This is a genomic window from Bordetella tumbae (assembly GCF_054780995.1).
The window spans coordinates 215,022-241,134 of record NZ_BAAGVG010000012.1; the positions used below are offsets into that span (position 1 = coordinate 215,022).

Annotated in this window: 24 protein-coding genes; 13 read left to right on the top strand and 11 right to left on the bottom strand. The window is 58.8% G+C overall.

Features of this window, described 5'->3' with window-relative positions:
- Positions 1-4: 4 nt before the first annotated feature.
- The 4 genes from ACYVI2_RS11575 to ACYVI2_RS11590 form a co-directional block, all read right to left on the bottom strand.
- Positions 5-1,015 (bottom strand): ABC transporter substrate-binding protein, encoded by a 1,011-nt coding sequence (locus ACYVI2_RS11575; RefSeq protein WP_415820692.1) that lies wholly within the window; start codon positions 1,013-1,015, stop codon positions 5-7.
- A 255-nt stretch (positions 1,016-1,270) separates the two neighbouring features.
- On the bottom strand, positions 1,271-1,951 hold the full coding sequence (locus ACYVI2_RS11580) for a S24 family peptidase (RefSeq protein ID WP_415820693.1): 681 nt from the start codon (positions 1,949-1,951) through the stop codon (positions 1,271-1,273).
- A 357-nt stretch (positions 1,952-2,308) separates the two neighbouring features.
- Positions 2,309-3,529, bottom strand: a complete 1,221-nt coding sequence (locus ACYVI2_RS11585) for an amidohydrolase (protein WP_415820694.1) — start codon at positions 3,527-3,529, stop codon at positions 2,309-2,311.
- A 140-nt stretch (positions 3,530-3,669) separates the two neighbouring features.
- Positions 3,670-4,083, bottom strand: coding sequence for a Bug family tripartite tricarboxylate transporter substrate binding protein (locus ACYVI2_RS11590; RefSeq protein ID WP_415820695.1), 414 nt, complete (start codon positions 4,081-4,083; stop codon positions 3,670-3,672).
- 99 nt (positions 4,084-4,182) lie between these two features.
- Between ACYVI2_RS11590 and ACYVI2_RS11595 the strand changes: the two genes are divergently transcribed.
- The 6 genes from ACYVI2_RS11595 to rarD all read left to right on the top strand — a co-directional run bounded on the left by ACYVI2_RS11595 (position 4,183) and on the right by rarD (position 8,840).
- A complete protein-coding gene (locus ACYVI2_RS11595; protein ID WP_415820696.1) occupies positions 4,183-5,172 on the top strand; it encodes a LysR substrate-binding domain-containing protein in 990 nt (329 codons plus the stop codon).
- A 321-nt stretch (positions 5,173-5,493) separates the two neighbouring features.
- Positions 5,494-5,718 (top strand): hypothetical protein, encoded by a 225-nt coding sequence (locus ACYVI2_RS11600; protein WP_415820697.1) that lies wholly within the window; start codon positions 5,494-5,496, stop codon positions 5,716-5,718.
- Positions 5,719-5,941: 223 nt separating this feature from the next.
- On the top strand, positions 5,942-6,154 hold the full coding sequence (locus tag ACYVI2_RS11605) for a hypothetical protein (protein WP_094821683.1): 213 nt from the start codon (positions 5,942-5,944) through the stop codon (positions 6,152-6,154).
- Positions 6,155-6,293: 139 nt separating this feature from the next.
- Complete coding sequence (locus tag ACYVI2_RS11610; protein WP_415820698.1) at positions 6,294-7,400, top strand: AGE family epimerase/isomerase; 1,107 nt, start codon at positions 6,294-6,296, stop codon at positions 7,398-7,400.
- Positions 7,401-7,578: 178 nt separating this feature from the next.
- Entirely contained in the window at positions 7,579-7,794 is a 216-nt protein-coding gene (locus ACYVI2_RS11615; RefSeq protein WP_415820699.1) for a hypothetical protein, read from the top strand.
- A 110-nt stretch (positions 7,795-7,904) separates the two neighbouring features.
- Positions 7,905-8,840: an EamA family transporter RarD gene (gene rarD, locus ACYVI2_RS11620; protein WP_415820701.1), complete on the top strand. Its 936-nt coding sequence runs from the start codon at positions 7,905-7,907 to the stop codon at positions 8,838-8,840.
- A 215-nt stretch (positions 8,841-9,055) separates the two neighbouring features.
- Here rarD and ACYVI2_RS11625 read toward each other — a convergent pair whose 3' ends face one another.
- From ACYVI2_RS11625 to ACYVI2_RS11645, 5 genes are all read right to left on the bottom strand, one after another.
- Positions 9,056-10,909, bottom strand: a complete 1,854-nt coding sequence (locus ACYVI2_RS11625; protein WP_415820702.1) for an ABCB family ABC transporter ATP-binding protein/permease — start codon at positions 10,907-10,909, stop codon at positions 9,056-9,058.
- 39 nt (positions 10,910-10,948) lie between these two features.
- Positions 10,949-11,152 carry a hypothetical protein gene (locus ACYVI2_RS11630; protein ID WP_415820703.1) on the bottom strand — a complete coding sequence of 68 codons (204 nt, stop codon included), beginning with the start codon at positions 11,150-11,152 and terminating at the stop codon, positions 10,949-10,951.
- Entirely contained in the window at positions 11,149-12,321 is a 1,173-nt protein-coding gene (locus tag ACYVI2_RS11635) for a PepSY-associated TM helix domain-containing protein (protein ID WP_415820704.1), read from the bottom strand. The genes ACYVI2_RS11630 and ACYVI2_RS11635 overlap by 4 nt, the downstream gene beginning before the upstream one ends.
- A 61-nt stretch (positions 12,322-12,382) precedes the next feature.
- Positions 12,383-15,037: a penicillin-binding protein 1A gene (locus ACYVI2_RS11640; RefSeq protein ID WP_415820705.1), complete on the bottom strand. Its 2,655-nt coding sequence runs from the start codon at positions 15,035-15,037 to the stop codon at positions 12,383-12,385.
- Between the two features lie 148 nt (positions 15,038-15,185).
- The gene (locus ACYVI2_RS11645; RefSeq protein ID WP_415820706.1) at positions 15,186-17,045 is read right to left on the bottom strand and encodes an alpha/beta hydrolase family protein; all 1,860 of its coding nucleotides are present in this window, start codon (positions 17,043-17,045) and stop codon (positions 15,186-15,188) included.
- Between the two features lie 183 nt (positions 17,046-17,228).
- Here ACYVI2_RS11645 and ACYVI2_RS11650 point away from each other — a divergent pair, with 183 nt between their 5' ends.
- Positions 17,229-17,666 carry a BPTD_2524 family lipoprotein gene (locus tag ACYVI2_RS11650; RefSeq protein ID WP_415820707.1) on the top strand — a complete coding sequence of 146 codons (438 nt, stop codon included), beginning with the start codon at positions 17,229-17,231 and terminating at the stop codon, positions 17,664-17,666.
- A 130-nt stretch (positions 17,667-17,796) separates the two neighbouring features.
- Here ACYVI2_RS11650 and ACYVI2_RS11655 read toward each other — a convergent pair whose 3' ends face one another.
- Complete coding sequence (locus ACYVI2_RS11655) at positions 17,797-18,210, bottom strand: PaaI family thioesterase (RefSeq protein ID WP_415820708.1); 414 nt, start codon at positions 18,208-18,210, stop codon at positions 17,797-17,799.
- Positions 18,211-18,314: 104 nt separating this feature from the next.
- On the opposite strand from ACYVI2_RS11655, the gene dinB reads away from it, so the two are divergent.
- The gene (gene dinB / locus ACYVI2_RS11660; protein ID WP_415820709.1) at positions 18,315-19,406 is read left to right on the top strand and encodes a DNA polymerase IV; all 1,092 of its coding nucleotides are present in this window, start codon (positions 18,315-18,317) and stop codon (positions 19,404-19,406) included.
- A gap of 6 nt (positions 19,407-19,412) precedes the next feature.
- On the opposite strand, the gene ACYVI2_RS11665 is transcribed toward dinB, so the two are convergent.
- Complete coding sequence (locus tag ACYVI2_RS11665; RefSeq protein ID WP_415820710.1) at positions 19,413-19,877, bottom strand: GatB/YqeY domain-containing protein; 465 nt, start codon at positions 19,875-19,877, stop codon at positions 19,413-19,415.
- A 1,107-nt stretch (positions 19,878-20,984) separates the two neighbouring features.
- Between ACYVI2_RS11665 and hmpA the strand changes: the two genes are divergently transcribed.
- The 5 genes from hmpA to ACYVI2_RS11690 all read left to right on the top strand — a co-directional run bounded on the left by hmpA (position 20,985) and on the right by ACYVI2_RS11690 (position 26,113).
- Positions 20,985-22,205: an NO-inducible flavohemoprotein gene (gene hmpA / locus ACYVI2_RS11670; protein ID WP_415821572.1), complete on the top strand. Its 1,221-nt coding sequence runs from the start codon at positions 20,985-20,987 to the stop codon at positions 22,203-22,205.
- An 18-nt stretch (positions 22,206-22,223) separates the two neighbouring features.
- Positions 22,224-22,661, top strand: coding sequence for an RrF2 family transcriptional regulator (locus tag ACYVI2_RS11675; RefSeq protein ID WP_415821573.1), 438 nt, complete (start codon positions 22,224-22,226; stop codon positions 22,659-22,661).
- Positions 22,662-22,776: 115 nt separating this feature from the next.
- Positions 22,777-24,024, top strand: coding sequence for a D-amino acid dehydrogenase (locus tag ACYVI2_RS11680; protein ID WP_415821574.1), 1,248 nt, complete (start codon positions 22,777-22,779; stop codon positions 24,022-24,024).
- A gap of 361 nt (positions 24,025-24,385) precedes the next feature.
- Positions 24,386-25,300, top strand: coding sequence for a dihydrodipicolinate synthase family protein (locus ACYVI2_RS11685; RefSeq protein WP_415821575.1), 915 nt, complete (start codon positions 24,386-24,388; stop codon positions 25,298-25,300).
- A gap of 180 nt (positions 25,301-25,480) precedes the next feature.
- Positions 25,481-26,113, top strand: a complete 633-nt coding sequence (locus ACYVI2_RS11690) for a TRAP transporter small permease (protein WP_415821576.1) — start codon at positions 25,481-25,483, stop codon at positions 26,111-26,113.

Here is a 26,113-nt window from a genome sequence, read left to right on the forward strand (position 1 = left end):
GGCGTCAGGCTGCTTTGGCATAAGGGTTGAATTCGTTGGTATAGATGTCTTTGGTCGATACCTTGCCCTTGGCCAGCTTGCCTTCGCGTTCGAGCACGTCGATGTAGTATTGGATGGGCGGCTCGGTGATCACCAGATCTTCGACATAGGCATAGCGGTCAACAAATTCCAATTGCAGGTTGATGCGTTTGGAGACGAGCTTGCGCGCTTCTTCGGGATTGGCGTTGACCCAATTCGCCGCTTTGGCGATGGCCGTCACCACATCACGCACGGCTTCGGGATGTTCACGGATGAACTTGCCGTGAGCGCTGTAGGGGGCCATCCCGCCCAGCCCTTTATCGAGATCGTAGTCGCTCCACAGACGCGTCAATTCTGGCGCATGATCCGCGCGGCCCGAGAATGGGGCATGAATGATTGCCAGATCCGTGTTGCCCGAGACCAATGTCTGTTCGGCCTTGTCATCAGGGATGACGACGAAACTGACCTTGTTGACGTCCACGCCCTGTTGGCGCAACCAGGTTTTCGTCACGAATTCAGCGCAGGCGCCATAGCTGTTAAAGCCAATGGTCTTGCCCTCGAGGTCTTTGGGTTTGCTGATGCCGCTGTCCTTGCGCACGAAATACTTCATGTGCGGGGCTTCCTCCAGCGTCTTGCCTCCTGCCGCGACGACTTTGATATCGCCGCCGGCGGCGACCGCTGAAATCACCAGCGGAACCATGCGGGAACCGAAGTCGATTTCGCCGATACTTGTGAGCGGGATAATTTGTGGCGATGACACTCGGCCGATGTAATTCGGTCGCGTATTGGTGCCTTCGAAATAGCCCAGGTCTTCGGCCAGATAGATCAGGTCGAAAGTGGGGTTCAACGGGTATTTGAACGTGACCTTGTCACCCGCGGCGCGGACGATCGCAGGCGCGCCCAGCAAGCCCACGCCAGTGCCTGCCAGGGCAAGCGAACCAAGTTTTACGAGAGCATTGCGGCGCGCTCTGGATACGGCCGGGGCAGGATGATTCATGTCGATTTCCGATTTTGGATAGAGCCGCAACAAACACATTGCTGCGTGCAGACAGCAAAAGTGTAGTGGCTGCTTTCACGGATCCAAATATTGATTTCGGATATCGAAATGCGGCTAGATGCTTAACTCGCCGTGGTACGAATCAGACTAGTCCTGCCGCCTTGTGAGCGGGTTTCGATCTTGCGTGACTCGTTAGACAGATGTATGAACGCAATGAGAGTGGCGACCACGCGAGTGCATCGAACAACCGATGGCCTACAAACCGAACCCGCACCAAAACACCTTGCCGACGATACGGTCGTCGGGTTCGATCTGGATATCGGGGTAGTCGTCTGCCTGGTTGGCGTTGTGGGACCTGGCGTACCAGACGCCTTTTTGTTTGACCAATTGTTTGACGTACAGCTGGCCGTTGAGCCACAGTACGTACACTTTTTTGGATATAGGGTCGGTCTTTTTTTGATTTGCCAGAACGACGGCGCCGTCGACAATGTGCAGGTCCGTCATGGACGCGCCATCGACGTGAAAGGCGAGGGTGTCTTCAGGGCTGGCGTCGTTTTTCGCCAGCCAGTCGCGCCGGAACATCAGCGTTTTGGCGATATCGTCTGAAAAAACGAGTTTTCCTTTGCCGGCCGACGCCTTGGCGTCTACGAACCGGATCGGTGTGTGATCGTCGGCAACAGAAGGGGGAGGGTCTATATTTTTGGGTTTTGTGCCATCAAACAGCCATTTTGCATTCACGCGCATGAGAGGTGCGATCTTCATGCAGGTGTCCATGTCCGCACCGTTGGATCCGTCAAACCAGAACGTAGCAGCCGCAGAGGTCATGCCGGCTGCCTTCCACAAATCGGTTTTTGTCAGACGCGGTGCTTCCTCCGCTTTGCGGCGGTGGTTTTCCTCATTGAAGGCAGCTTGAATGCGGTCTTTGAACAGCAACATCTTAGTAGGCTAAACAAATTAAATCTTAGTTGGCTGTGATTTGGTTGCTTATATATTATTAGTCAACTAAAATTTAAACATGAATGAACAAAAGACTGATGGTGACTTAATTGACGCGCTGGGCGGTACCAGTGAAGTTGCGCGTCTGTGCGATCTGACAACGGGAGCCGTGTCTCAATGGCGGACAAACGGAATCCCCCGGGCATGGAAAAAATTCCTTAGGTTGGCAAAGCCTCGTATCTTCAAGGCCTGGGAGCGGGCTCAGTAGGACTCGTGCCAGGCTGATTGGAGGGCCTCCTTCTGTGGGATTAGTCCGATTTGATTGGCGCGATCGCGAGCGCGACGAAGACGCCTGCATCAAGGCATTATCTGCCCATTGTGAGCCACTACACGCCCGGCTTTGATCACCCAGCCGCGCGGCGGAAATCCTGTCACGGCGGCTTGCAGATTCTCTGCCGGCACGGAAAAGAAATCGGCACGATTGCCCACGGCAATGCCGTAGTCATTGATGCCTAACGCTTGCGCGGCAGCGCTGGTGACGAGTTCAAAAGCATGGCCGATCTGCTCGTCGTACCGGTAATCAGCCCGCCAGCCAATGAGGGCTGCGCGCTCGAGAACATCACCCGTCCCGTACGGTGTCCAGGTGTCACGAATGCCATCGTTGCCGGCAAAGACGATTACGCCCTGATTGCGCAACAACGCGAGCGGCGGCAAGGGCCATTTGGCTGCGCCATGGGTGGCCAACATGACGCCGGCATCGGCCATCATCTCGGCGGCCGCCAGCGCGCTGCTTTCCGGTATGGTTCCCAGGCAAAAGCCGTGGCTGACCGTGACATGGTGGCGCATTCCCAGCGCCTTTGCTCGACGGCAGATTTCTTGCAGGCTGAACAGACCCAGCTCACCGGTCTCGTGCAGATGAATATCGATGCCGACGCTGTGCCGTTGCGCGATGTCAAAAATGCCATTCAGTTGACCTGCCGGGTCCCGATCAATACTGCAGGGGTCCATGCCGCCTACGAGATCTGCGCCGGCCCGGATGGCCTGATCCAGTAGATCGAGCGTGCCAGGGTCACGGATGACACCGCTTTGCGGAAAGGCGACGAGCTGGATGTCGATACGATGAGCGTGGTCTTCGCGGGCTTGCAGCACGCCATGCAATCTATCTAAACGGCAATCGGTGTCGATATCGACATGGCTGCGCAGGAAACCCGATCCATGCGTCACGCAACGCTGGATCAAGTTGCCGGCCCGTTCGCGTGTCGAGACAGGCAGATTAGGCAGGATTTTCTTGTCATAGTCGATACGGCTGGTTCTGTCGGCGCCCGCGGCATGAGGCAGCCAGGGCAGTCCCAGCATTGTTTTGTCCAGATGAACGTGACCATCGATCAGTGCAGGCAGCAGCAGCGCTTGTTGCAGATCGAGCGCTTGATCGTTGGACGCGTCGCGAGGCAAGCCGGCCATGGGCACGATGGCCGTGATGGTGCCTTGATCCATGGTCAGGCGGACAATACGCCCATCCATGAGCCGTGCATTATCGATGTGAGTGTATGGGTTTGGCGTAGCGTGTTCTGTTGTCATCGAGCGGTCCGGGGAAATGTCGCTGTAGGGGTCTAGGCGAGGTGCGGGGCAGTCAACGAGGGTCAGTCGAAGGTCAAACCGCGTTGCGCGATGATGCCGCGATTGCGCTCCAGGCTCTCAGAGATCATGGCGGACAGGGCTTAGAATACCCCCGGGATGGCCACCAAGGGAGATATTGGCGCCAGGCCTTTGAGCGGGTCGACCTTGGCGGCCTTGTTCATCAGTGGGTTGGTGGTCAGCGTGCTGGCAGTACCGATTGCGATGGTGTGTCCGTCCGGTTTAGCCGCGGCGACAGCATTCATGCCAATAGCGCCACCTGCGCCTGCCTTGTTTTCAACAATGACGGGCGTACCCAGGTTCTGTGCCAGGGGCTCGGCAATGACACGTGCAATGATGTCGGCGGACCCGCCCGCCGACGAGGGCACGATGATCGTGATGGGCTGGCTGGGAAAGGATTGCGCTACGCTAATTGCCGGTGAACTGAGCACCGGCATCATCAGCAGAGCCAATGCGCTGCGGCGAGTCAGGGATGGAAGGGCGTTACGACGGCTCATGTATGATGTCCCGCAGGTCAGAGTGCTAGTTGCGGTGCATTATGCGCAGGTGCCGTCAGGCCAGATAGTCCAATTTTTCGATACCTATAAAGCTCTTCTATGTCTGGCAGCACCGACACCGCTCATGCGCTGTACAACCGGTTATTAGGGCGTGTGCGCCTGCGGCATCTGCAGTTGTTTGTGGCGATTTCCGAGTTGGGTAGTATCCAGGCTGCGGCAGAGAGCATGGACCTGACCCAGCCATCGGCCACCCATGCAATTCGCGAGATCGAAAGCCTGTTGGGCGTGGAGCTGTTTGAGCGTCATAGCCGGGGCGTGCGCCCCAATGCGTACGGATTGCTGGTGATCGAGTTTGCGCGATCCAGTCTGATGGGATTACGGCGTTCGACTGAGACGGTGGTCGCATTGCGCGAAAACGGGGCCGCTGTCGTGCGGTTGGGCGCAATCGAGGCTGCGGCCCGGTTTCTGTGTTCGATCTTGCCGGATTTCAGCCGCCGTCATCCCGCAGTGCAACTGTTGGTCAACGAGGACTATAGCCACAACCTGTTGCCGCAATTGGTGTCGGGACAACTGGATCTGGTTTTGGGCCGGTATACCGATGATTGTCCGGCTAATTTGGAATGCATCCCTTTGTTGGATGATCGGGCGGTCGTGGTCGCGAACCCCTTGCATGTATTGACTCGGCAGCCTGCTGTCAGTGTGGACGCGTTATCGGAATATGCCTGGATCGTCGCGCCGCAAGGGACGCAGACACGCAGCGTGTTCGACTTGCTGTGCCAACAGCCCTATGGGCCGCGCGCGGCACCGATTTGCACGACGTCCATGCCGCTAGTGGCTGAGTTATTAAAAGATCAACGCCATGTCGCGCTGTTGCCGCAGACACTGGCAGACAAATTGATTGAGTGGAATCTGGTGCAGGTTTTGAATGTCGATTTGAGTTCGATCGCGTCCAGCCGGATTACGAGTATCGCGTTATTTCGCAACCCGTCGCTGAAGTCCCGGGCGAGCAGCGATTTGCATGCGGCGTTGATGGACGCTGCGGGGACCTATCCCACAGGCAAAAGTAGGGCCGTAGCGTCAACCCAATGAAGAGCGCCCCAGCTCGAGATGAGTCTGGGGCGCTCCTACCAAGTCTCGTACGCATTGGGTATCAGAACACTTGGTGAATTCAATGTAGCGCTGCGATTTTGCGGATGCAAGCACTAAATTGTTTCCAGCGCGGGAAATTTTTTGTTGCCGGGCCGCCCCAAAACAAAAACGCCCCCTTGGGGGGCAGCAAGCCGAAGGCGCAGCGTGGGGGCCTTTTTTGGCGTAAAGGCAACAACGCATTGTGGCCGAGCACTGGCTCGGCACAGCGGGCGGCATGCTATCGTAGCCCCCGGTTTTGCAATATCTCTTCGGACACCCGTTATGCCCCGTATCAACGTTCAACAAGGCGAATTAGCCCAATGGTTACAATTCATCTCGGATGGTGAGGCGGCGGGGGTATCTCGAGATCAGATTCCGTCACATGTCGCCGAGGGGCTGCTGATTCTGCTCTGCATAAAAGAAACCGATCAGGGCCAACTGGTGCTGACCGACAAAGGGCGTCTGGCGCTGCGCATGGAGTCTCCGGGCGCAATTCATCTCGGATAGTGCCCGTGTGCACTTTGCAATGCTTTGCATTTTCCGGCTGCAGGACTAGGGAATATCCCAGGGGATTTGGTCACGTTTGCGACATGGTTTGAGTATCGCAGCCGACAACTAGTGGGTAAGATGAACTTGCGTGACAAAGACGTGTCCAACTTGCATCTGCATTGGATCCCGCTCTTTGTTGCGCGTGGATTCACGCGTTTGGATAACCGACTGGGAGGAAGCCATGCAGCATCAAGACCAGGAAGTGCTGATCGACGTATCCACAGCAGCCATGGATACCGGCGGGTACGGCGTACTGCTGACGGTAACGGCTGAGGGAGGCACCGAAGTCGATGCCGCCTTTTCCTATCTGGGTGTTTGTTCTTCATTGCATGAGGCGCGTGACCGCGCAGAGATCTTTGCCCAGAACTGGGTCGAAGAAAACATCGTTCGCTAACTTGGGATAGGTGAAAACTTGATGCAGGTCGCGCGCGCCGCATGAGGTCGGAACGACGCCGGTTCTGGTGGTAGCATGATTCGGGTTATCGTCGTTACTTCGTCATTTTCGGCGCGCGCTGATTGCGCGCCATGTTCCGATGGCTATTTCTGTCCCTACTGACCTCGCACGCACCATTCGGGCGCTGCAGCAGCATTTCAATGATGTGATTTTGCCCTTGTGGGCAGGACGCGGTTTTAACGAACGCATGGACCTGCCTTACGAGGCATTGGCCGGCGATACTGGATTGCCGTTGCCCGTGCAGCGCTATCGGGCGATGGCGTGCGCGCGTCAGTTGTACGTCTATGCATGTGCCCCGGGTGCTGCGTATGCGCATCATGCGGATCGTTTATTTGATGCGCTGCTGCGGCATTTTCGCGATGACGTGCATGGCGGATGGCGCTATAGCATCGATGCCGACGGACTGCCGTTGGACGATGCCCAGGATTTGTATACGCACGCGTTTGTGGTGTTTGCATGCGCCGCGTATTTCGAACGCTCACGCCGAGCCGAGGCCAGACAAGCGATGCTGCAAACGGCGCAACAGATCGAAGCGCGGTTTCGACGCGAGGATGGCCGCTATCACGCGTCGATGTCGGCCGATTGGCAACAAGCTTTAGCGGGCCCGGCACAAAATCCCGTGATGCATTTGACCGAAGCCTATCTGGCAGCTTCGCGCGTGGCGGAGCCTGCCTGGTTTGCACAGACGTTGCGCAATGTGGCGCAAAGTGTGGCGGATACTTTTTTGCATGCGCCGACGTTGTGTATTACTGAAGCACCGGCCGGAAAAAACGACAATCATATCGAGCCCGGACATCAGTTTGAATGGTTTGTTTTGCTCAATAGTGCGCCGGCCGTGTTTGCCGATCTGGAACTGCCTCTGGCGCTGCCACGCGGTTGCACCTGGGCACGAGAGCAAGGGGTAGCAGTCAGGACTGCTGGTGTGTGCGCCGCGTTGTACGAGGATGGCCGGATCAAGGATCCGACGGAACGCATCTGGGCGCAGGCCGAGTATGCGCGCTATCTGGCGGCGTCAGGGGAATGGGTCGAGTTGACGCGGCAGTTGCAGCAGTTCCAGAGCCGCTTTCTGCATCCGGGGGGCTGGCGCGAATGCCTGGACGGCAGCGGCGGGCTCGCACGCGCGGATATGCCCTCGTCAACGCCTTATCATTTGGCCACCTGTTACGCGGCATTGCCTACAGCTTGAGGGGCAACGGATTGGTGCGCGTTTTGGGGGCGGCTGTCGATGGGAACATTAGAACAATGAGGGTTTTTTGCCGCAAAAACGGTCGCTAGGCCAGGATCTCTTGATCCCAGTCACGAATGAGGCGTCAACAATTGGTGTAATCGCTTACAATTTGCCAATTATCGTTCAGAGATTGGTCATGAGCATCATGTGTCCAGCGTGCCAGGCAATCATGCCAGGTGTACCGGGAACAGAGCCCCACGGTGAGTTGGGGCATCAGGGCTTTATTTACTCTACCCAAAGAGGGCGGGAGGGCAGTCGCGAGGATCGTTTCCGCTGCCTGGCTTGCGAGGCCAAGTGGCTGCGCGAGACTGACAAATGGGGCACTGACCTGGGATTCAAGCTGGCGCCCTGACGGGCACCAATTATCAGCCGATATGCAATAAATTATTGAGCCTTTGAGGGGCACATCGCATTCACGCGTTTTACCCTTGGGTTGATTGAGCAAAGGCCGTTGGCGGATTAATGAGTACGGGTAATACGGGTGCGGGCAGTACCGTGAACACCTCGATCGGGGTGGGGTTCAACGTTCTGGCGTCGGTGTTGTTTGCCATCATGTATGGCTACACCAGCTTGCTCGCGGAACTGGGCGGCGAGGAAATCTATGGATGGCGCATCTTGTTGACCGCGCCATGCCTGACGTTGATGGTGTTGCTCACGGGCCGCTGGCACGAAGTGCGTGCCATTTTGCATCGTGTCCGGCACGAGAAATGGTTTTGGGGGAAACGCCTGTTGTCGTCCATTTTGCTAGGGGCGCAGCTGTGGCTGTTCATGTGGGCCCCGATCAATGGTTATGGGCTGGACGTATCTCTGGGCTATTTTTTGTTGCCATTGGCGATGGTAGTCGTGGGGCGTGTGGCATTTGGCGATCGGCTCAGCGGGTTTCAGCTGGCGGCGTGTCTGCTGGCGCTGGCCGGGATCGTGAACCAGGTGGTGATCGCCCGCGCAATCTCGTGGCCGGTATTGGCAGTGTGTCTGGGATATCCCTGGTATTTTTGGCTGCGCCGAGTCACGAACACCAATACCCTGGGCGGTCTGTGGTTCGACATGAATTTGAGTTTGCCCATCAGCCTCTTTTTCATTTTTCAGGGCGGCGAAGTACTGGGTACATTGGATAGTTCGTCCCATTTGTTATGGCTGGTGCTGGGATTGGGGGTCATCAGCGCCTCGGCATTGGGATGCCAGGCATTATCGGCGCCACGGTTGAACCTGACATTATTTGGACTACTCATCTATGTCGAGCCCGTACTGCTGGTAGTCGTATCGGTTTTGTTGGGCGAGACCATCGCCGCTGCACAATGGCCCACCTATATCGCGATCTGGCTGGCAGTCCTGGTACTAATGGCCGAAGGCGGACGCTCCTTATACCGCTCCAGGCAAACCCCACTCCGACGCAAATAGACAAATCCCAACCTCCCTCCATCCAGCTCCGCCGTTAATCGACATCATGAGTCTAGGACGCGTGCCGGGCTGCCGCGCCGGGCCGTAGAGCGGCGATTCAGCCCGCGAAGCGGGCCGAGGCCCCTGGTCATGGGCCGAGTCGCCGCGATAGGCCCGGTGCGGCAGCCCGGCACGCGTCCTAGACGCCTGAAGAACCCCAATCCGCCGATATCGTCCTACCCCCGGGACGACGACAAATCAACATCTCCCGGAGCATCCTCTCCCCCGTTATTCCCTTGACCCTGCTGCCGCCGCCACATCGCCGCATACACCCCATCGCGCATGAGCAGCGCAGTATGATGCCCTTGCTCCACAATCCGCCCATCGCTCAGCACAATGATCTCGTCCGCGTCCGCGATAGTAGACAGCCGATGCGCAATGATCAACGTAGTACGCCCCTGGCTGACCTCACGTAAGTTGGCCTGTATTTCCCGCTCGGTATGCGTATCCAATGCACTGGTCGCCTCGTCAAAGAGAAAGATCGAGGGATTTTTCAGCAAGGTGCGCGCGATCGCGACACGTTGTTTCTCACCGCCGGATAATTTCAAGCCGCGTTCGCCAACCAGCGTTTGATAACCGTCCGGCATGGCCATGATCAGTTCGTGAATGTGCGCCAGACGGCCTGCGGCATGAACGTCCGCTTCGGTCGCATTGGGACGGCCATAAGCAATGTTGTAGTGAATCGTGTCGTTAAACAGCACGGTATCTTGGGGCACGACGCCAATCGCCGCGCGCACGCTGTTCTGTGTGACTTCTCTGATGTCTTGCCCATCAATCAGAATGGCACCGGATTGCGCATCGTAAAAGCGGAATAGCAGCCGGGCCAATGTCGATTTTCCCGCTCCGGACGAGCCCACCACTGCCAGCGTACGGCCTGCGGGAATCGTAAAGCTGACGCCTTTCAAAATCGGGCGGCGCGGATCGTAGCCAAAGGCGACGTCGCGAAACTCGATACTGGCGCCGGACAGCTGCAATGTGCCAGCGTTGGGGGGATCGCTGATCTCGCGCTGCTGATCCAAGAGCTCGAACATGCGTTCCATGTCGATAAGCGACTGTTTGATTTCGCGATAGACGAAGCCAAAGAAATTCAGCGGACCATACAGCTGCAGCAAATAGGTATTGACCAATACGAAGTCGCCCAGCGTGTAGCGGCCGTCGGCAATGCCGCGTGCCGCCATCCACATGACAATGGTCAGTCCCACGGAAATGATGGCCGCCTGGCCGACATTCAGAATAGACAGGCTGACTTGGCTGCGCACGGCAGCGCGCTCGTAGCGTGTCAGCGATGCATCGTAGCGGCGAGCCTCGTGTTCCTCATTGCCGAAATATTTGACGGTTTCATAGTTCAGCAGGCTTTCGACAGATTTGGTGTTGGCCTCTGAATCCGTTTCGTTCATCAAGCGGCGGAACTTGGTGCGCCATTCGGTCACGGCCAAGGTATAGGCCAGGTACAGCACGATCGTCACGATAGTTGCTGTCGCGAGCCAGATATCAAAGAGTTTCCAGAGCACCCCGCAGACCAGCGCAATCTCGAAAAAAGTGGGCAGGATATTGAATAGCGTGAAAGACAGCAGGGTCTGGATGCCCTTGGTGCCTCGCTCGATGACCCGTGTCAGTCCCCCCGTCTGCCGCGACAGATGAAAGCGCAGCGAGAGAGCATGGAGATGGCGGAAGATCTGTAACCCCACGGCGCGGATCGCATGCTGGCCGACTCGGGCAAAGACGGCATCGCGTAATTCGGAGAACAGCAGGGAAAGTACGCGAGCGGCGCCATAGGCCAGAATGAGGCCCACCGGAACGACGACAGCGGCGCCTGCCGTGTTTTTACTGAGTTCATCGATAGCCGATGCATAGAGCATCGGCACATAGACGATGGCGAGTTTGGCCGCCAGCAGGCAGAGCATGGCGACGACCACGCGCACTTTGAGCCCCGGCCGGTCTTTGGGCCACAAATAAGGCAGCAAGGTGCGCAGCGTGGTCAGGCCGCCGCGAGTCGGAGAAGCGAGGGAACCGGGTTTCACAGTGGCCATGGTGGACGTAGCAGGCGGCCTGAACAGGCCACGCCGATCTCAACGCCGGGCAGTCGAGTCCGCTGGTTTCGCCGGGAAGCACCAGTACTTGACGATGACCACTAGCAGAACCGCCAGCGAGATCCAGGAGGCCCAGTGCCACAGGCCGGTACCCAGCAGGGCTGCCAGCAGTCCGAAGATGCTGAGCACGCCCAGCACGATGGGCGCACCCCATACGAATAAAAAGCGGCTGCGTGAACTCATGCGGGGGTTTGTTGCGGTTTGAGTTGTTGATGACGCCGAACGAGCTCTGCGATGCGAGCGTTGTTTGCCTTGCGGCGAGCGATCCAGAGGTACAGGCCGCTGCCCAACACCACGATGGTGATCAGGTCGAGCAGGGTCCACAGGATTTTCAACGGCATGCCGCCATAGTCGCCAAAGTGCAGGGGACGAGAGACTTCGAGGGCCGTCAGGTACCAAGGCATGCGCGCCACGGCGCTGAGCTCGCCGCTGACACCGTCCACCAGCACGGGCGTATTCAGTTTCGAGGTCAGGGGGGTGTCGCCCTTTAGCCAGACCACATAATGATGCGGGCTGCCGTAGGCGTTGCCGGGATAGGCGATGAACGAGACTTCGCGTCCTGGCAGGGCTTTGATCGCGGTATCGGAGGCGTTTTGCACCGAGGCCAGATCCTTGGGCACACTGCGGCCCTGATAGGGCGCCAGAATGCGCGGCAGTTCGGAGGCTTGCCACATACGGAACATGGGCGTGGACAGTTCGTTGATCACGCCCGTCACGCCGACGACAAAGGCCCAGACGAGCGTGACGATGCCCAGCAGATTATGCAGATCCAGCCATTTCAGGCGAGTCGAGCGCGCGGCACGCACGGTGCCAAACTCGATTTTTTTCATGAAGGGGCCGTAGAGGACAACGCCTGATACGATAGCGACCACGAAAAGCAGGCCCATGAATCCCAGGAACAATTCGCCGGGCAGTCCAGCGAATAGATCTACGTGCAGCGCCAGCATGATCCCCATGAACGAGAAACGATCCTCGGAATAGGGCGGTGCATCGTGCAGGACTTCGGCGGTACGCAGATCGACGCGCACGGCGTGGCCTTTTTCTACCGCAGTGCCTAGCTCGGGGGCAAAGCCTACGTAAGCCTGCGGCTCGTGATCGTCCAGGTAGACGTAGTCGACATACTCGTCGGGATACAAGGCCTTGGCCGAGGCGACGATTTTGTCCAGGCTGGCGGGCGGCGTGCCCTCGGGCAGCGTCGCGACGGGCTTGCCTTCGTCGAACAGGTCCTCGATTTCGTGATGAAAAATCAGCGGTAACCCGGTCAGGCAGATGACCAGCAGGAATACAGTACAGACAAGGCTGGTCCATTTGTGGACCAGATACCAGGTTTTGATCGTGGTGGCGGCAGTCATGGTCGTTGCGGAACTGAGTTGACCTAGTTCGCAACGATATCACGAATAATATTTATTCCTATCAATATCCTGTGACAGGCTGGGGATTTGCCGGTGGCGGAGCCAGGGGAATGGGGATGGCCAGTGCGGCATCGTGCTGGCCCGACGGGGAACCGCCAGACGTGGCGGGTGTGCGGTTGGCGGTGGAGCCCGTACCAGACGAGGTTTGTGGCGTGGCCGGGGCAGCTACCACGGGAGCAGCCATGGAACCCTGCATGGGCGCTTGGCTCAATGGCGCCGCCGGGGTCGCCGGCGCGGGCAAGCTGCCGCCGCCGGGAGCATTCAGCGGACGCACCTGTGTCGGTGCGCCATCGCTGGGCCGCATGTTGTTGAGAAAGTCGGTCAACTGGTCGCCAGTGGGCAGGTCCAGCGAGGCGATGGCCCGCCCGGGCGGAAATTCCGAGAAATAGTATTCGCCGTTATCGACCAGCAATCCGTCGGGCCGGGGGCGTTGCGCTTGTTCGGGCACGCCTTTGAGCACGGGCTGCATGTAGTCCAACCAGGTTGACAGGGCCAGGCCGCTGCCGAACGCGTTGGTGCCCAGCGACTGCGGCTGATCGAAGCCCATCCAGACGGTGGTGGCCAGTGCGGGGGTGTAGCCTGCAAACCAGACATCGACGGCGTCGTTGGTGGTGCCGGTCTTGCCCGCGACGTCGTTGCGCTTGAGCGTACGCTTGGCGCGAGCCGCCGTACCGCTGGTGGCCACGCCGCGCAACATGTCATCCATGACCCACGCGGTACGGGGATCGATGGTGCGAGCCGCCTCGTCGCCCGCCACGACGGGTTGCGCCTGCATCAGGACATTGCCCGAGCGATCCGTGACTTTGTCGATCAGATAAGGCGGCACGTGGTAGCCGCCGTTGGCAAAGACGGCATAGGCGTCGGCGACCTGCAATGGCGTAGCGCCGCCCGCTCCCAGTGCCATGGGCAACACCGCGGGCCAACGGTCTTTCTGGAATCCAAAACGGGTCAGATAATCCTGGGCGTATTGCGGCGTGATGGCCTGCAGAATGCGGATGGACACCATGTTTTTGGACCGGTACAGGCCCTGGCGCATGGTTTGCATCGGCTGGTAGTCATTGCCGTCGTTTTTGGGTGTCCAGGGGCGGGATCCGGTCTGTTCTACCGACAGCGTAAAGGGCTGATCCGATATTTGCGTGGCGGGCGTCATGCCGCGCTCGAGCGAGGCTGCGTAGATAAACGGCTTGATGGTCGAGCCGGGTTGACGCCAAGCCTGAGTCGCGCGGTTGAAGGTGCCGCTATAGAAATCGAAGCCGCCGATTAGAGCGCGTATAGCGCCGTCTTTCGGGGCCAACGACACCAACGCCGCCTGCAGCGTCGGCATATTCAGGATTTCCCACTGATCGCCATTTTTGTGCAGGCGGACGACCGAGCCGCGCTGGATGCGCTGCGTTTCGCTGGCCTGTGGGTTGAGGGCCCGCGCCACGATGGCCAGGGCCTTTTTATCGGAGACGGTGATGATCTCTTTCGCGCTGCGCGCCACTTTGATTTCGGTGGGGCTGGCCGAGAGCACCACGCCGGTCAGCAGGTCGCTGCTGTCGGGGGTTTCGTCTTGGACGCCATCGAGGATTTCTTCGAAGGCCTGCGGATCCTGTTCGATGTCGGCAGGCAGTTCGATCTGATCTTCGGGGCCGGGGTAGGCGGCGCGTCGGGTGTAGTCCAGGACGCCCGTGCGCACGGCCTGATAGGCGGCCTGCTGGGATTTGGAGTCTATGGTGGTGTAGACGTCGATACCGCGGGTGTACGTGCCGTCCTGGAACAGGCCATACATGATCTGGCGCACCAGTTCCGCCGGGTATTCGCCGTGGACCGTGAAGTCGTCGTTCTGACCGCCCTGGCCACCGCGAATCTGCAGCGGCTGTTCGCGGGCGGCTTGGGCTTGTTCCGGGGTCAGATAGCCCAGGGTTTGCATCCGCCCCAGCACGTAATGTTGACGGACGACGGCGCGGTCGAGATTTGTGATCGGGTTGGAGCGTGAGGGCGCCTTGGGAATGCCTGCCAGCAATGCAGCCTCGGCCGGGGTGATTTCGGCCAAGGGCTTGCCCAGATAGGTGCGCGAGGCAGCTTCGAAGCCGTAGGCGCGATGACCCAGGTAGATCTGGTTCATGTAGAGCTCCAGGATCTGGTCCTTGGTCAGCTCGGATTCGATCTTGAAGGTCAGCAGCAGCTCGTAGAATTTGCGCAGATAGGTCTTGTCAGACGACAGATAAAAATTGCGCGCGGCCTGCATGGTGATGGTGCTGGCGCCTTGCGATTTCGACATATGGATCAAGTTGGTCAGCATGGCGCGCGCCATGCCCATCCAGTCGATACCGCCGTGGGAGTAAAAGTCGTCGTCCTCGGCTGCCAGCATGGCTTGTTTCATGACCAGCGGGATGTCGTCAAAGGGCACGACGTTACGGTGTTCCTGGCCAAATTCGCCGATCAGGACGTGATCGGCCGTGTAAATACGCAACGGCACGCTGGGCCGGTAGTCGGTCATGGCGTGCAGGGACGGCAGATTGGGCCAAGTCAGCGCAACCGCGAGGCCGACAAGCACTGCACCGCAGAGGCCCAGGCCTGCCACGCCGACCGCGGTCTGCACCACGATACGTTTGCGCAGAAACTGCTTGATGCCCCGACGGGGGGCTGAATTCGATTTTTCAGGGGTATTCATTTGCTGCTGATTCTAGGCCAGAACCAGATAGACACGCCCCCTGTGGATTAGGTTTCCGTAACCAATCGTGGCAAAGGGCGATTTACCCGCCTCGGGCGAGGCGGCGTTGACGCTATTTTATCGGGGATTGTCCCTGTTTTGGGATGACTCAGGGTTTGAGGTGCGCGACGAAAAACGCCTCCATGGCCTCATAAAACTCGAATTTGTTCTCATCGTTGTGGAAACCGTGGCCTTCGTTGTCTTTGACCAGGTATTGCACTTCGACCCCGCGGTCCCGTAGTGCCTGTACCACTTGATCGCTCTCGGCTTTGTTGACGCGCGGATCCTGGGCGCCCTGGGCGATCAAGAGCGGCGTGCGGATACGATCGACGTGCAGCGCGGGCGAGGTCGCGGCCAGGCGTTCCTGATCGCGCTCGGGGTGGCCGACCATGTCGTACATTTTGGCCAGCAGGGGTTTCCAGTAGGGCGGAATGGTGTTCATGAAGGTGAACAGGTTGGACACGCCTACATAGTCCACTGCGGCGGCGTAGAGATCAGGGGTAAAGGTGATGCCCGCAAGCGTAGCGTAGCCGCCGTAGCTGCCGCCGTAGATGCCGATGCGCGCGGGATCAGCGATACCCTGGTCGATAAGCCAATGCACGCCGTCGGTAATGTCGTCCTGCATGGCCAGGCCCCATTGGCCAAAACTGGCTTCCCAGAATTGGCGGCCATAGCCCGTGGAACCACGGAAATTTATTTGCAGGACGCAGAAACCCCGGTTGGCCAGAAACTGGATCTCGGGGTTATAGCCCCAGCCGTCGCGCGCCCACGGACCGCCGTGCGGATTGATGATGCAGGGCAGGCCTTTCGGGTCGCGGCCGGCAGGCAGGGTCAGGTAGCCGTGAATTTCCAGGCCGTCGCGGCTGGTGTAGCGGATGGGCTGCACCGGCGACATATCGGCCTCGGGAATGGACGGATTGATATCCGCGAGCTTGTGCAGCGCACCCGTCGCTGTCTGGAACAGATAGCGTGCGCCCGGCGTGCGATCGTTGTAGGCGGCGACGATGAAGGTGTCTTCGTTGCGGTTCAACCCCTGGATGGCCAGGTCGTAGCCGGGCAACAGGCTTTCCAATTGCTGGTACAGCGCTTCGGTTTCCGCATCGAAATAGTGACGGCGCGGTTTGTCGGTTTGATAGGCGGCGACAGTCAGGACGTGGCGTTTGCGGGAATAGCCGGCGGCATCGAGATCGACCTCGTCGGTGGCAAATATCAGTTCCTCGTGATCGGGCGCGGCGGGGTCGATGATGACCAGCGCCAGTTTGTCGCGGCCGCGATTGCTCAGGGCGTAGAACTTGCGATCGTCAAAGGTGAAAAACGCCGGGCTGACGGTGGTGCGGTAGTCGGTGGTGATCAGCGGTTTGAAAGGCGCTGCCTCGTCGTCACGATAGAGCAGGGTAGTGTCCAGCCCATCGCTGGTGATGGCTGCGCGGACTTTGCCGGCGTGATCGGTTTGCCAGCCGACGACATTGCCGGGGTTTTGCGCCACGAGGACTGCCGCGCCGGTGTGGACATTGACGCGATAGACGTCGAATACTTGTGGATCGCGCTGGTTGTGGCTGATCAGGACATGATCGGGATCATCGGGCAGATCGTCTTCGATGCCGGCTCGGACGCTTTCGTAGGGAGTCAGGTCATGGGCTACGCCGGTTTGCGCATTGACGGCCAGGACGTGGAAGTTTTCGTCTCCGCCGAAATCTTTCTGATACAGGACGATGTTGTCGCCTTTCCAGAAAAAATTGCTGATATCGCGTGCGGTTTCGCTGGTCAATCTGCGCGGTTCGCCAACGGGTTGGGCGTTTTGCAGGGGCTGCACAAAAATATTCATGCGGGCCGGCTGGTCGTCCAACGCCACAGGTTGCATGAACCCGAGCGTCTTGCCGTCGTCGGCCAGGCGGAAATAGCCGCGGTCGGGATTACGGAAGAAGTCTTTCAGCGGGTATTTTTGGGGCAACTGCGAGGTGTGAGGCAAAGTCGATCTCCTGGTCGGCGTTCGGGCCAGCGGTTTTAGCTATTGATCATGCCATAGGGGCAGGGGTCCCGTCGAACCGTGGGGAGCGCATGGGTAAACCGTCCCTGTTAGGGCCGGCATTCGGGGGAACTGGCGATCGAGAGCCGGATTGCGGGATAATCGCGGCTGGTTATTGGAGTGAACATGATCAGAATTGCAGTGGCGGCGATCGCCGTGGCCGGCCTGGCGGGCTGCTCGACCGGGATTTCATCGGGCGGAAATATGCCGTCGGATAGTTTGACGGTGCAGTCGGATTACCGTTCGACGTACGAGGCGGCGACGGCGCAGGCCGAGCGTTGCCTGCGTGGCACGGGGGCGTACACCGTACATGGTACGGTGGATGATGCGACCCGCAGCGCATTGGTGCGGGTCGAGGCGCCGTTTACCGGTGACGACGTGGCGCGAGTGAAAATCACCGGCCAGGGTGACCGTGCGTCGCAGGTGGACATTCTCATGTGGGGACGCGGCATCTGGAATGAGGGCGCTCTCCATGCCATGCGTGCAGCGTTGATTTACCAGGTGCCGTCGTGCACGACCTATATGCCCAAGGATCCGCCTGCGGAGCAAAAGTCCGGAAAATAGGGGTGGCAGGTCGCTTCGACGGCGAGTGATTTGCTGTCGTCTTGACTGCGGCCGTGGCTATGCTGAGGCAGGGCCTGGCGACTTGGCATGAGGCAATTTCGCCGCTTGCCGTATCGCTTAACCATGCAGGTCAGTCACTGCCGGGCCGGCGTTTGATGACTTTGAAGGTGGCCGAGGCCTTGGCGACGATTTGTCCCTCGGCATTGCGGATTTCGCCTTCACAGAAGGCGATCGATGTGCCCAGGCGCAGGCAGCGGGCTTCGATGACCAAGTCGCTGTTGCCGGGGGACAGGAAACTGGTGGTCATGTCGATGGTGGCCATGCCTAGGCCGGGGTCGCTGCCACGGGCGGCGGCGCTGAGCGTGAAATCCAGCACGCTCATCAGCGTGCCGCCGTGAATATCGCCGCGGCTGTTGGTCAGATCCTCGCGCCAGGGCAATCGCGTGCGCGCATGGCCCGGGCCTATGCTTTCGGGAATCACCCCCATCAGGTGCATCAAGGGAATCGTCAGGCCGAAATAGTCAGTCGTGGCAGGCGTGGTCATGGATACGAGCAGATCAGCAAAATTGTTAAAAGCGCGGTGCAATAGCGCGTCATAATATTCTTTTTTTTGATTGCGCTGCCGGCAAGGTTGTTATCCCATTTGTCATGCTTTCGTTTTCGCGCAAGATCGTACATGTAGACATGGATGCGTTTTACGCATCGGTGGAGCAGCGCGATAACCCATCGTTGCGCGGATTGCCGGTGGTGGTCGCCTGGGAAGGGCCCCGTTCGGTGGTCTGTGCTGCCTCTTATGAGGCTAGGCGGTTCGGGGTGCACTCTGCCATGTCGGCCGCTCGCGCGCAGCGGCTTTGTCCCAATGCTATTTACGTGCCACCCGATTTCAATCGATATCGCGAGGTATCGCGTCAGGTGCGGCAGGTGTTTGCGCGCCATACGGATTTGATCGAGCCCTTGTCCCTGGATGAGGCCTATCTGGACGTGACGGTCAACAAGCTCGGGCTGGCATCGGCGACGGAGGTTGCGCGGGTGATCCGCAGTGAGATCCTGCAAGAAACGCACCTGACGGCCTCTGCGGGTGTGGCGCCCAACAAATTCCTGGCCAAAATTGCCTCTGACTGGAATAAGCCCGACGGTCTGTTTGTGATCAAGCCATCGCAGGTGCTGGCGTTCTTGCAGCCCTTGCCAGTGCGCAAAGTGCCAGGGGTGGGCAAGGTCATGCAGGGCAAGCTTGAAGCGCTGGGCGTACAGACTGTGGGGGATTTATCGCGGTTTACTGCGGTTGAGCTGGAGCATCATTTTGGGCGCTATGGGGTGCGATTGCACGAGCTGTCACAAGGCATCGACAATCGGGCCGTGCAGCCTGACGCACCATTGCAGCAGATATCCGCGGAAACGACGTTGATGGTGGACCAGCCGATCGAGGCGTTGGACGAGGTGTTGGGGCGTCTGGCGCACAAGGTCTGGGATCAGGGGCTGAAAAAGGGCGCGATTGGCCGTACGGTAGTCCTGAAATTGAAGACGGATCGTTTTCGTATCGTCACGCGCACATTGACGCTCACACGTGCGCCGGCCTCGGCCCAGGATCTCGCTATGGTTGCTCAGCAGCTTTGCATGCGTGTGGATTTGCCCGGCACAACGCGATATCGCTTGGCGGGTGTGGGTATGAGCAACTTTGAAGATGTTGCCGAACAAGCCCGGCAGGCAGATCTGGATTTGTTCGGCGAGACGGCTTACTGATCGGGATCAGCCGTTCAGGCGCTGTTTAACCTGTTGCGATACGTCGGACATATCGGCTTTGCCAGCCAACGCGGGCTTGAGAATGGCCATGACTTTACCCATGGCAGCGCCGCCGCTCAGGCCCTGCGCTGCAACTTCTGCGAGTGCAGCGTCTATGGCAGCGGAGATTTCCTCGGGCGAGGCTGCTTGCGGTAGAAATTCGCGCAACACGTCCAGCTCGGCGGTTTCCTGTGCCGCTGTTTCCAACCGGCCGGCTTGTTCAAAAGCGGCAATCGATTCGCGGCGCTGTTTTACCTGCTTTTCGATGATTGCGGTGACTTCTGCGTCGCTCAGTTCTTTACGTTCGTCGACTTCTTTCTGTTTGACCGCGGCAACGAGGAAACGCAGCGTGGACAGGCGCTGGGAGTCTCGGGCGCGCATGGCTTCTTTGACGGCGTCGGTCAGGCGGGTTTTGAGCGTAGTGGTGCTCATTGGGAAACCTTTGAGATACGGAGGGGGGAGGCTTAAGTGTAAACCGGATGAGGGTGGGGTTAGTGCTATTGGCGTCGATGCGGGGCAGTGGCCGCGTGGGGGCTTCACGTTGGCGGTCCGGCGCGCGGGCGCCGGACACCGCGTTCGTTCGTCTCGTCCGCGCCTTCGCGCTCCCTTCGACATCCACTCCGCTCGCCAACGAGGCGCCCCCACGCGGCCACTGCCCCGCATCGACTCGCAGTAACTCAAGCTCATCACATCGCTGGCACGGCTTTCTTGCTTGGCATTCTTCTGCATCAGCCTGGTGAAGAGAAAGATCTTGCAGGGCTGCGATTTTCGGGTGCCCTGCACCCCCGAAAATCGCGTTCGGGATCGGCATGCACAGGCTGTAGCACCGTTGCGGGACAAAAGATCTCTCGAGTCACATTGACGTAATGCCACGCATGGCACCCGTTATAGCGCCATCATGGTGAGCGTAAATCACGTCCGCGGCGATGAACTCTGATCCAGAGCACGGACATGCTACGGATACGCTGCCGAAAAAAGTGCCCTGTGCATCATCGCCGCAAGCATTAAACGCTGCCAAGCAGATCTTCCAACCAGGTACCACGCCACCCCTCCCGTATGCCCGGACCGATCGCTTGAGGGGGACGCGCTGGGCGTCCGCCGAAAGTAGCACCGAAAGATCTTTCTCTCTACCAATGCGGCTGCAGAAAAACGCCAAGCAAGAAAGTCGTGCCAGCGATGCAGAGAATTCTAGTTGCTGCCAGTCGAGCCGAGGCAATCGGCCCGGCCGGGCGCCTCAAAGTCGAGTGGAGCGGACGCTGAAGGGAGGCCCGAAGGGGCCGGACGAAGCGAGCGAACACGGTGTCCGGCGCCCGCGCGCCGGACCGACTTTGTGAAGCCCGGCCGGGCCGATTGCCTCGGCTCGACGACCAACAGAACCTCTACCTCACGCCACGAAAAATCACTCTCGCTTCCCATCCCAAGCACCCTAAAAAAAACACACACATAGTCACGCACCACCCCTCGTCACCTCATAAGCATCTTAAATATGTATAATAAATACATGTTTAAAGTTTTCTAGTAGCCGAAGGAGCTAGCATCATGTTGAGCCAGGAAGTCCGCGATCTGGTAAAAGCCACTGCGCCGGTATTGAAAGTCCACGGTGAAACGCTCACCTGTCACTTCTATGCCCGCATGTTCCGCCACAACCCGGAACTGAAGCAGGTGTTCAATCAAGGCCACCAGGATGGCGGGCAACAGCAGCAGGCCTTGGCTGCGGCTGTTGCCGCGTATGCCGAGCATATTGATGATCCTTCGGTGTTAATGCCGGTAGTGACTCGCATCGTGCATAAGCACGTCAGCTTGGGGATACGGCCCGAGCATTACGCGATTGTCGGCAAGCATCTGCTGGCTTCGATCAGAGAAGTCCTGGGCGAGGAGGCCGCGACTGATGAGTTGATTGCAGCCTGGGCTGCGGCTTATGGTCAGTTGGCCGATCTGCTCATCGCCGAAGAAGCCAAGCTTTACGCACAGTCCGCTGGCAAGGACGGCGGTTGGACTGGCTGGCGTGGTTTCCGTGTGGATAGCAAAGTCCCGGAAAGCGCCGAAATCACGTCGTTCTATCTGGTCCCCGCAGACGGCGGCTCTGTGCCGGATTATCTGCCCGGGCAATACATTTCCCTGCGCGTCTATGTGCCTCAATTAGGCCTCATGCAGCCGCGTCAGTACAGCCTGTCGGATGCGCCAGGCAAAGGCCGTCTGCGTATCTCGGTCAAACGTGAGGCGGGCACCGACAACACGCCTGCGGGCAGCGTTTCCAATGTATTGCACGCCAACGTAAAAGAAGGTGACGTGGTGGACCTGGCTCCTCCGCAAGGGGAGTTCACCTTGAACGATCAAGGCGCTGCGCCAGTCGTGCTGTTGAGCGGCGGCGTAGGTTTGACGCCGATGGTGTCGATGCTGAATCACCTGGTCGCGCGCGATGACGGCCGTCAGATTCGATTCGTGCACGCTTGCCGTGACCGTTCCGTGCATGCCATGAAATCGCATGTAAACGACATTGCGAATTCGCGGCCCAATGTGCGCAAAGTGGTCTATTACGAAAGCGTCTCCCCGGAGGACCAGCAAGGCCAGGATTATGACTACGCGGGCCGTATGAACCTGGAGTCCATTCGCGATGTTGCAGTGCTGCCGGACGCGGACTACTACTTGTGCGGTCCTTTGCCCTTTATGAGCGCGCAGCGTCAAGCGCTGACCGCGTTGGGTGTGGCGCCAGAGCGCATCCATGCCGAATTATTCGGCACGGGCGGCCCGGGCGCTTAACCGGTATAGTGCGACCGCATGCAACTGACCAAATACACTGATTTTGGCCTGCGCGTCATGATGTATCTGACGCAGGGCAACGGCCGCGATACGCCGGTGACGATCCCCGAGATCGCCGAGCGGTTCGACGTGTCGCGCAATCATTTGGTCAAGGTCGCGCATTTCCTGGCCCAGCAGGGCTGGGTGACGACCGCCCGGGGCAAGGGCGGCGGTATTCGGCTGGCACGTGCGCCGGCCGAATACCGGCTCGGCGATCTGGTTTATGCCCTGGAAAACCAAAAAGCATTGGTGAATTGCGGGGAGCCGGTTTGCGCACTGCAGGGGTTTTGCCTGCTCTCAGGCGTATTGGCAGACAGCTTGAAGACGTTTTACGACGAATTGAATCGGCACACCTTGGCCGATCTGGTGCGTGCGCCCACGGGCGAGGCTATCGTGAGGCTGCAATTGGTGGCTTGATGGACCTAGGGTAAACCTTAGGTTATGACTACCTGTCAGATTGGCATTGGTGGGAACGGGGCCAAGCTCTCAGAATAAGAGACAGCGAGAATGTCTCTTATCAGCCAAGGTTTCGATGAAAGTCTGTGTAATCGGTGCCGGCGTCATTGGTGTGACGTCGGCTTATTTTCTGGCGCGTCAAGGTCATGACGTCGTGCTGGTGGATAGCCGGGCGCGTCCGGCGACGGTGTCCAGTTACGCCAACGGCGGGCAACTGAGCTATAGCTATGTGGCCCCGCTGGCGGGGCCGGGCGTGCTGCCCAGCGTGCCGGGCTGGCTGTTGCGGTCCGATTCGCCGCTGCGGTTCCAGCCGCGCCTGGACCCTCATCAATGGCTATGGTGCCTGCAATTCGCATTGGCCTGCCGTGCGTCCGTGGCCCAGGCGTCGACGGCGCAATTACAGTCCCTGTCGTACCTCAGCCGCGATGTATTGCATCGTCTGCTCGAACAAGAAAATCTCGATTTTGGTCACGTGCGCAATGGCAAACTGATTGCTTATCGCAGCCCCGAATTGTTGGAAAAAGCGCGTCGGCTGGTGGACTATCAAGCGGCATTGGGGGCCGAGCAGCGCGTATTGAGCGCAGCCGAAACCGTTGCGCTGGAGCCCGCCTTGGCGGGATTGGGCGGGAATCTGGCTGGAGCTGTCTACACCCCCAGCGAAGAGGCCGGCGATTGCCGTCAATTTACCGAGGGTTTGTTCCGGCGCCTGAAAGACTTGGGCAATGTCGAATGCCGCATGGCGACTCCCGTGCAATCGTTGCGTCGCGAGGGCCGCAGGATTGTGGCGGTGGAAACGGCAAATGGGGATATTACGGCCGATGCTGTCGTGTTGGCAGCAGGGGTTGCATCGCGCAGTCTGATCAAGCCCTTGGGCCGGGATTTGCCGCTGTATCCGCTGAAAGGCTATAGCCTGAGTGTGCCAATGGAGCCCGGCGATGGGACAGCCCCCGAAATCAGCGTGACCGATTACGAGCGGCGCATTGTGTATGCGCGCATCGGACGCGTGTTGCGCATTGCTGCCATGGTGGATATCGGCAGCCCCAATGCCGATATTGATCCGGCACGTATCGCTTTGCTGAAACGGCAGGTGCGCGAGGCCTTTCCTCAATTGGATCTGAGCCAGGCCGTATCGTGGGCAGGGCAGCGCCCGGCAACCCCTACCGGCAAGCCCTTGATTGGCGAGAGCCGTGTGGCCGATAACCTGTGGCTGAACCTGGGGCAGGGGGCTTTGGGCTTTACGCTTGCCTGCGGCAGCGCGGCGCTATTGACGGCGCAGATGTCAGGATTGGAATTGCCGATTGACGCGGTGCCGTTCAGGCCTTGATGGGCGCGCTGATAACGGATACGAGATGACGTTTCCCCCGCTATAACGCGGGGGATTTTTTTTGTTGCCGGGCCGCCCCAAAACAAGAAACGTCCCCTTGGGGGGCAGCAAGCCGGAGGCGCAGCGTGGGGGCTTTTTTGTTGCCGGGCCGCCCCAAAACAAAAACGCCCCCTTGGGGGGCAGCAAGCCGGAGGCGCAGCGTGGGGGCCTTTTTTGTTGCCGGGCCGCCCCAAAACAAAAAGCGTGGTCGATCTCATGGAAAACCTTAATGGCGGGCGGCTAATTTCATAAGATATCGTAAATATATTAATGAAATATCAATGCCACTTTTTCAGTTCAACCCCGTGCATAAGGAGCGCGCATGAACGCCACCCGCTGGACCGGTATTTTTCCGGCCATTACGACCAAATTCCACGCCGACGAGAGCATTGATGCGGCAGGTACGATCAAGCACATCGATTTTCAGATCCGCAATGGCATACACGGTCTAGTGACCTGCGGTTCTCTGGGTGAGGCCAGCACGTTGTCGCTGGATGAAAAACTGGAAGTGACGCGCATTGCGCTGGAGGCTGCCGATGGGCGGATCCCAGTGCTGGCGAACGTGTCGGAGACCAGTACCCGCGACGCGTTGAAATATATTGATGGCGCGAACAAACTGGGCGTTGCGGGTTTTATGGTGATGCCGTCGGTGATTTATGTGGCGGATGCGCGTGAAGCCATCCTGAACGTGCGTACGATGGCGGAGGCGGCGCAAAAGCCTGTGATGGTCTACAACAATCCGGTCGCGTATCGCGTCGATCTGAAACCGGAGCACATGGCCGAACTCGCCGATTGCAAATGGGTCGGGGCGATCAAGGAAAGCACAGGTGATATTCGCCGTGTGACTGATCTGCGCAATGCGCTGGGCGATCGGTTCCAGATTTTCATGGGCGTGGACGACCTGGCGTACGAAGGGCTGGCGCTGGGCTGCGACGGCTTGTTGGCGGGGGTGGGGTGCGCGTTTCCGCGTGAGACGGTCGCGCTGTTCGATTTAATGAAGGCTGGAAAATTCGCAGAGGCATTGGCGCTATATCGGTGGATGACGCCGCTGCTGCACTTGGACGTGTCTACCAAGCTGGTCCAGAATTTGAAGCTGATTGATGCGCTGGTCGGTGTAGGCACCGAGCATGTACGCCGTCCTCGTTTGCCGTTGACGGGCGACGAGCGCGCCTATGTCGAAGGTGTCGTGAAAAAGGCGTTAGCCGAACGTCCGGAACAATATCGTTCGGTGATGTAGCTCATCGCCTAGTCTCCGTGATGAAGGACCCAACAGTTTGGGGGATACCCAACTGTTGGCCCCGCTCTACGGGGCGCTCGTGTTCAACCAGATAAGGGAAACAACCAATGCCGACACGCCAGGCTTTTGTTCAAAATTAAATATATTTCAAATATTCAATAGAAATACCAAGGGTGAAAAATGTCTGATCTGAAGAGCGATCCGCCTATCGTCTCGGCGGCATCATGGCCTGTGCGTGGGATTGTGGGCGCCTCGGAGTGCGTCTTGCGTATTGAGCGGCGTGTGCTCAGCGGGCTGATGGCGCTGTTGGTGATTTTGGTATTGATCAACGTGGTGACGCGTTATGCCGGTGTGCCGATTTACTGGATCGACGAGGCGTCCGTGTACACGATGGTGTGGTTGACCTTTGTCGGCGCGTCGATCATGACGCGGCTGCGGTTGGATTTTTCAGTAGGCATGCTGACCGAGAAACTCAGCCCGCGTGGTGTGCGGATCGCACGCATCGTCGCGACCGCTTGTGTGCTGAGTTTTGCATTGGCAATGGTCTGGATGTGCTGGACGTGGCTGGACCCCATCGGCATTGCCAGTTATGGCTTTGATGCGCACGCCTACGCCGGAGAATCGTTCAATTTTCTCTATACCGAGCGCACGCAGACGCTGAACTGGCCCGTCTGGATATTGAGGATGGTAATGCCTCTGTTCGCCATATCCCTGACCTTGCATGCGCTGGCCAATTTGTTTGAGGACCTGTCCTGGACACCGCGTCAGTCACGCCGCAATTTCCCTGTGAGCAGTCCGGACATGGTGAACTGA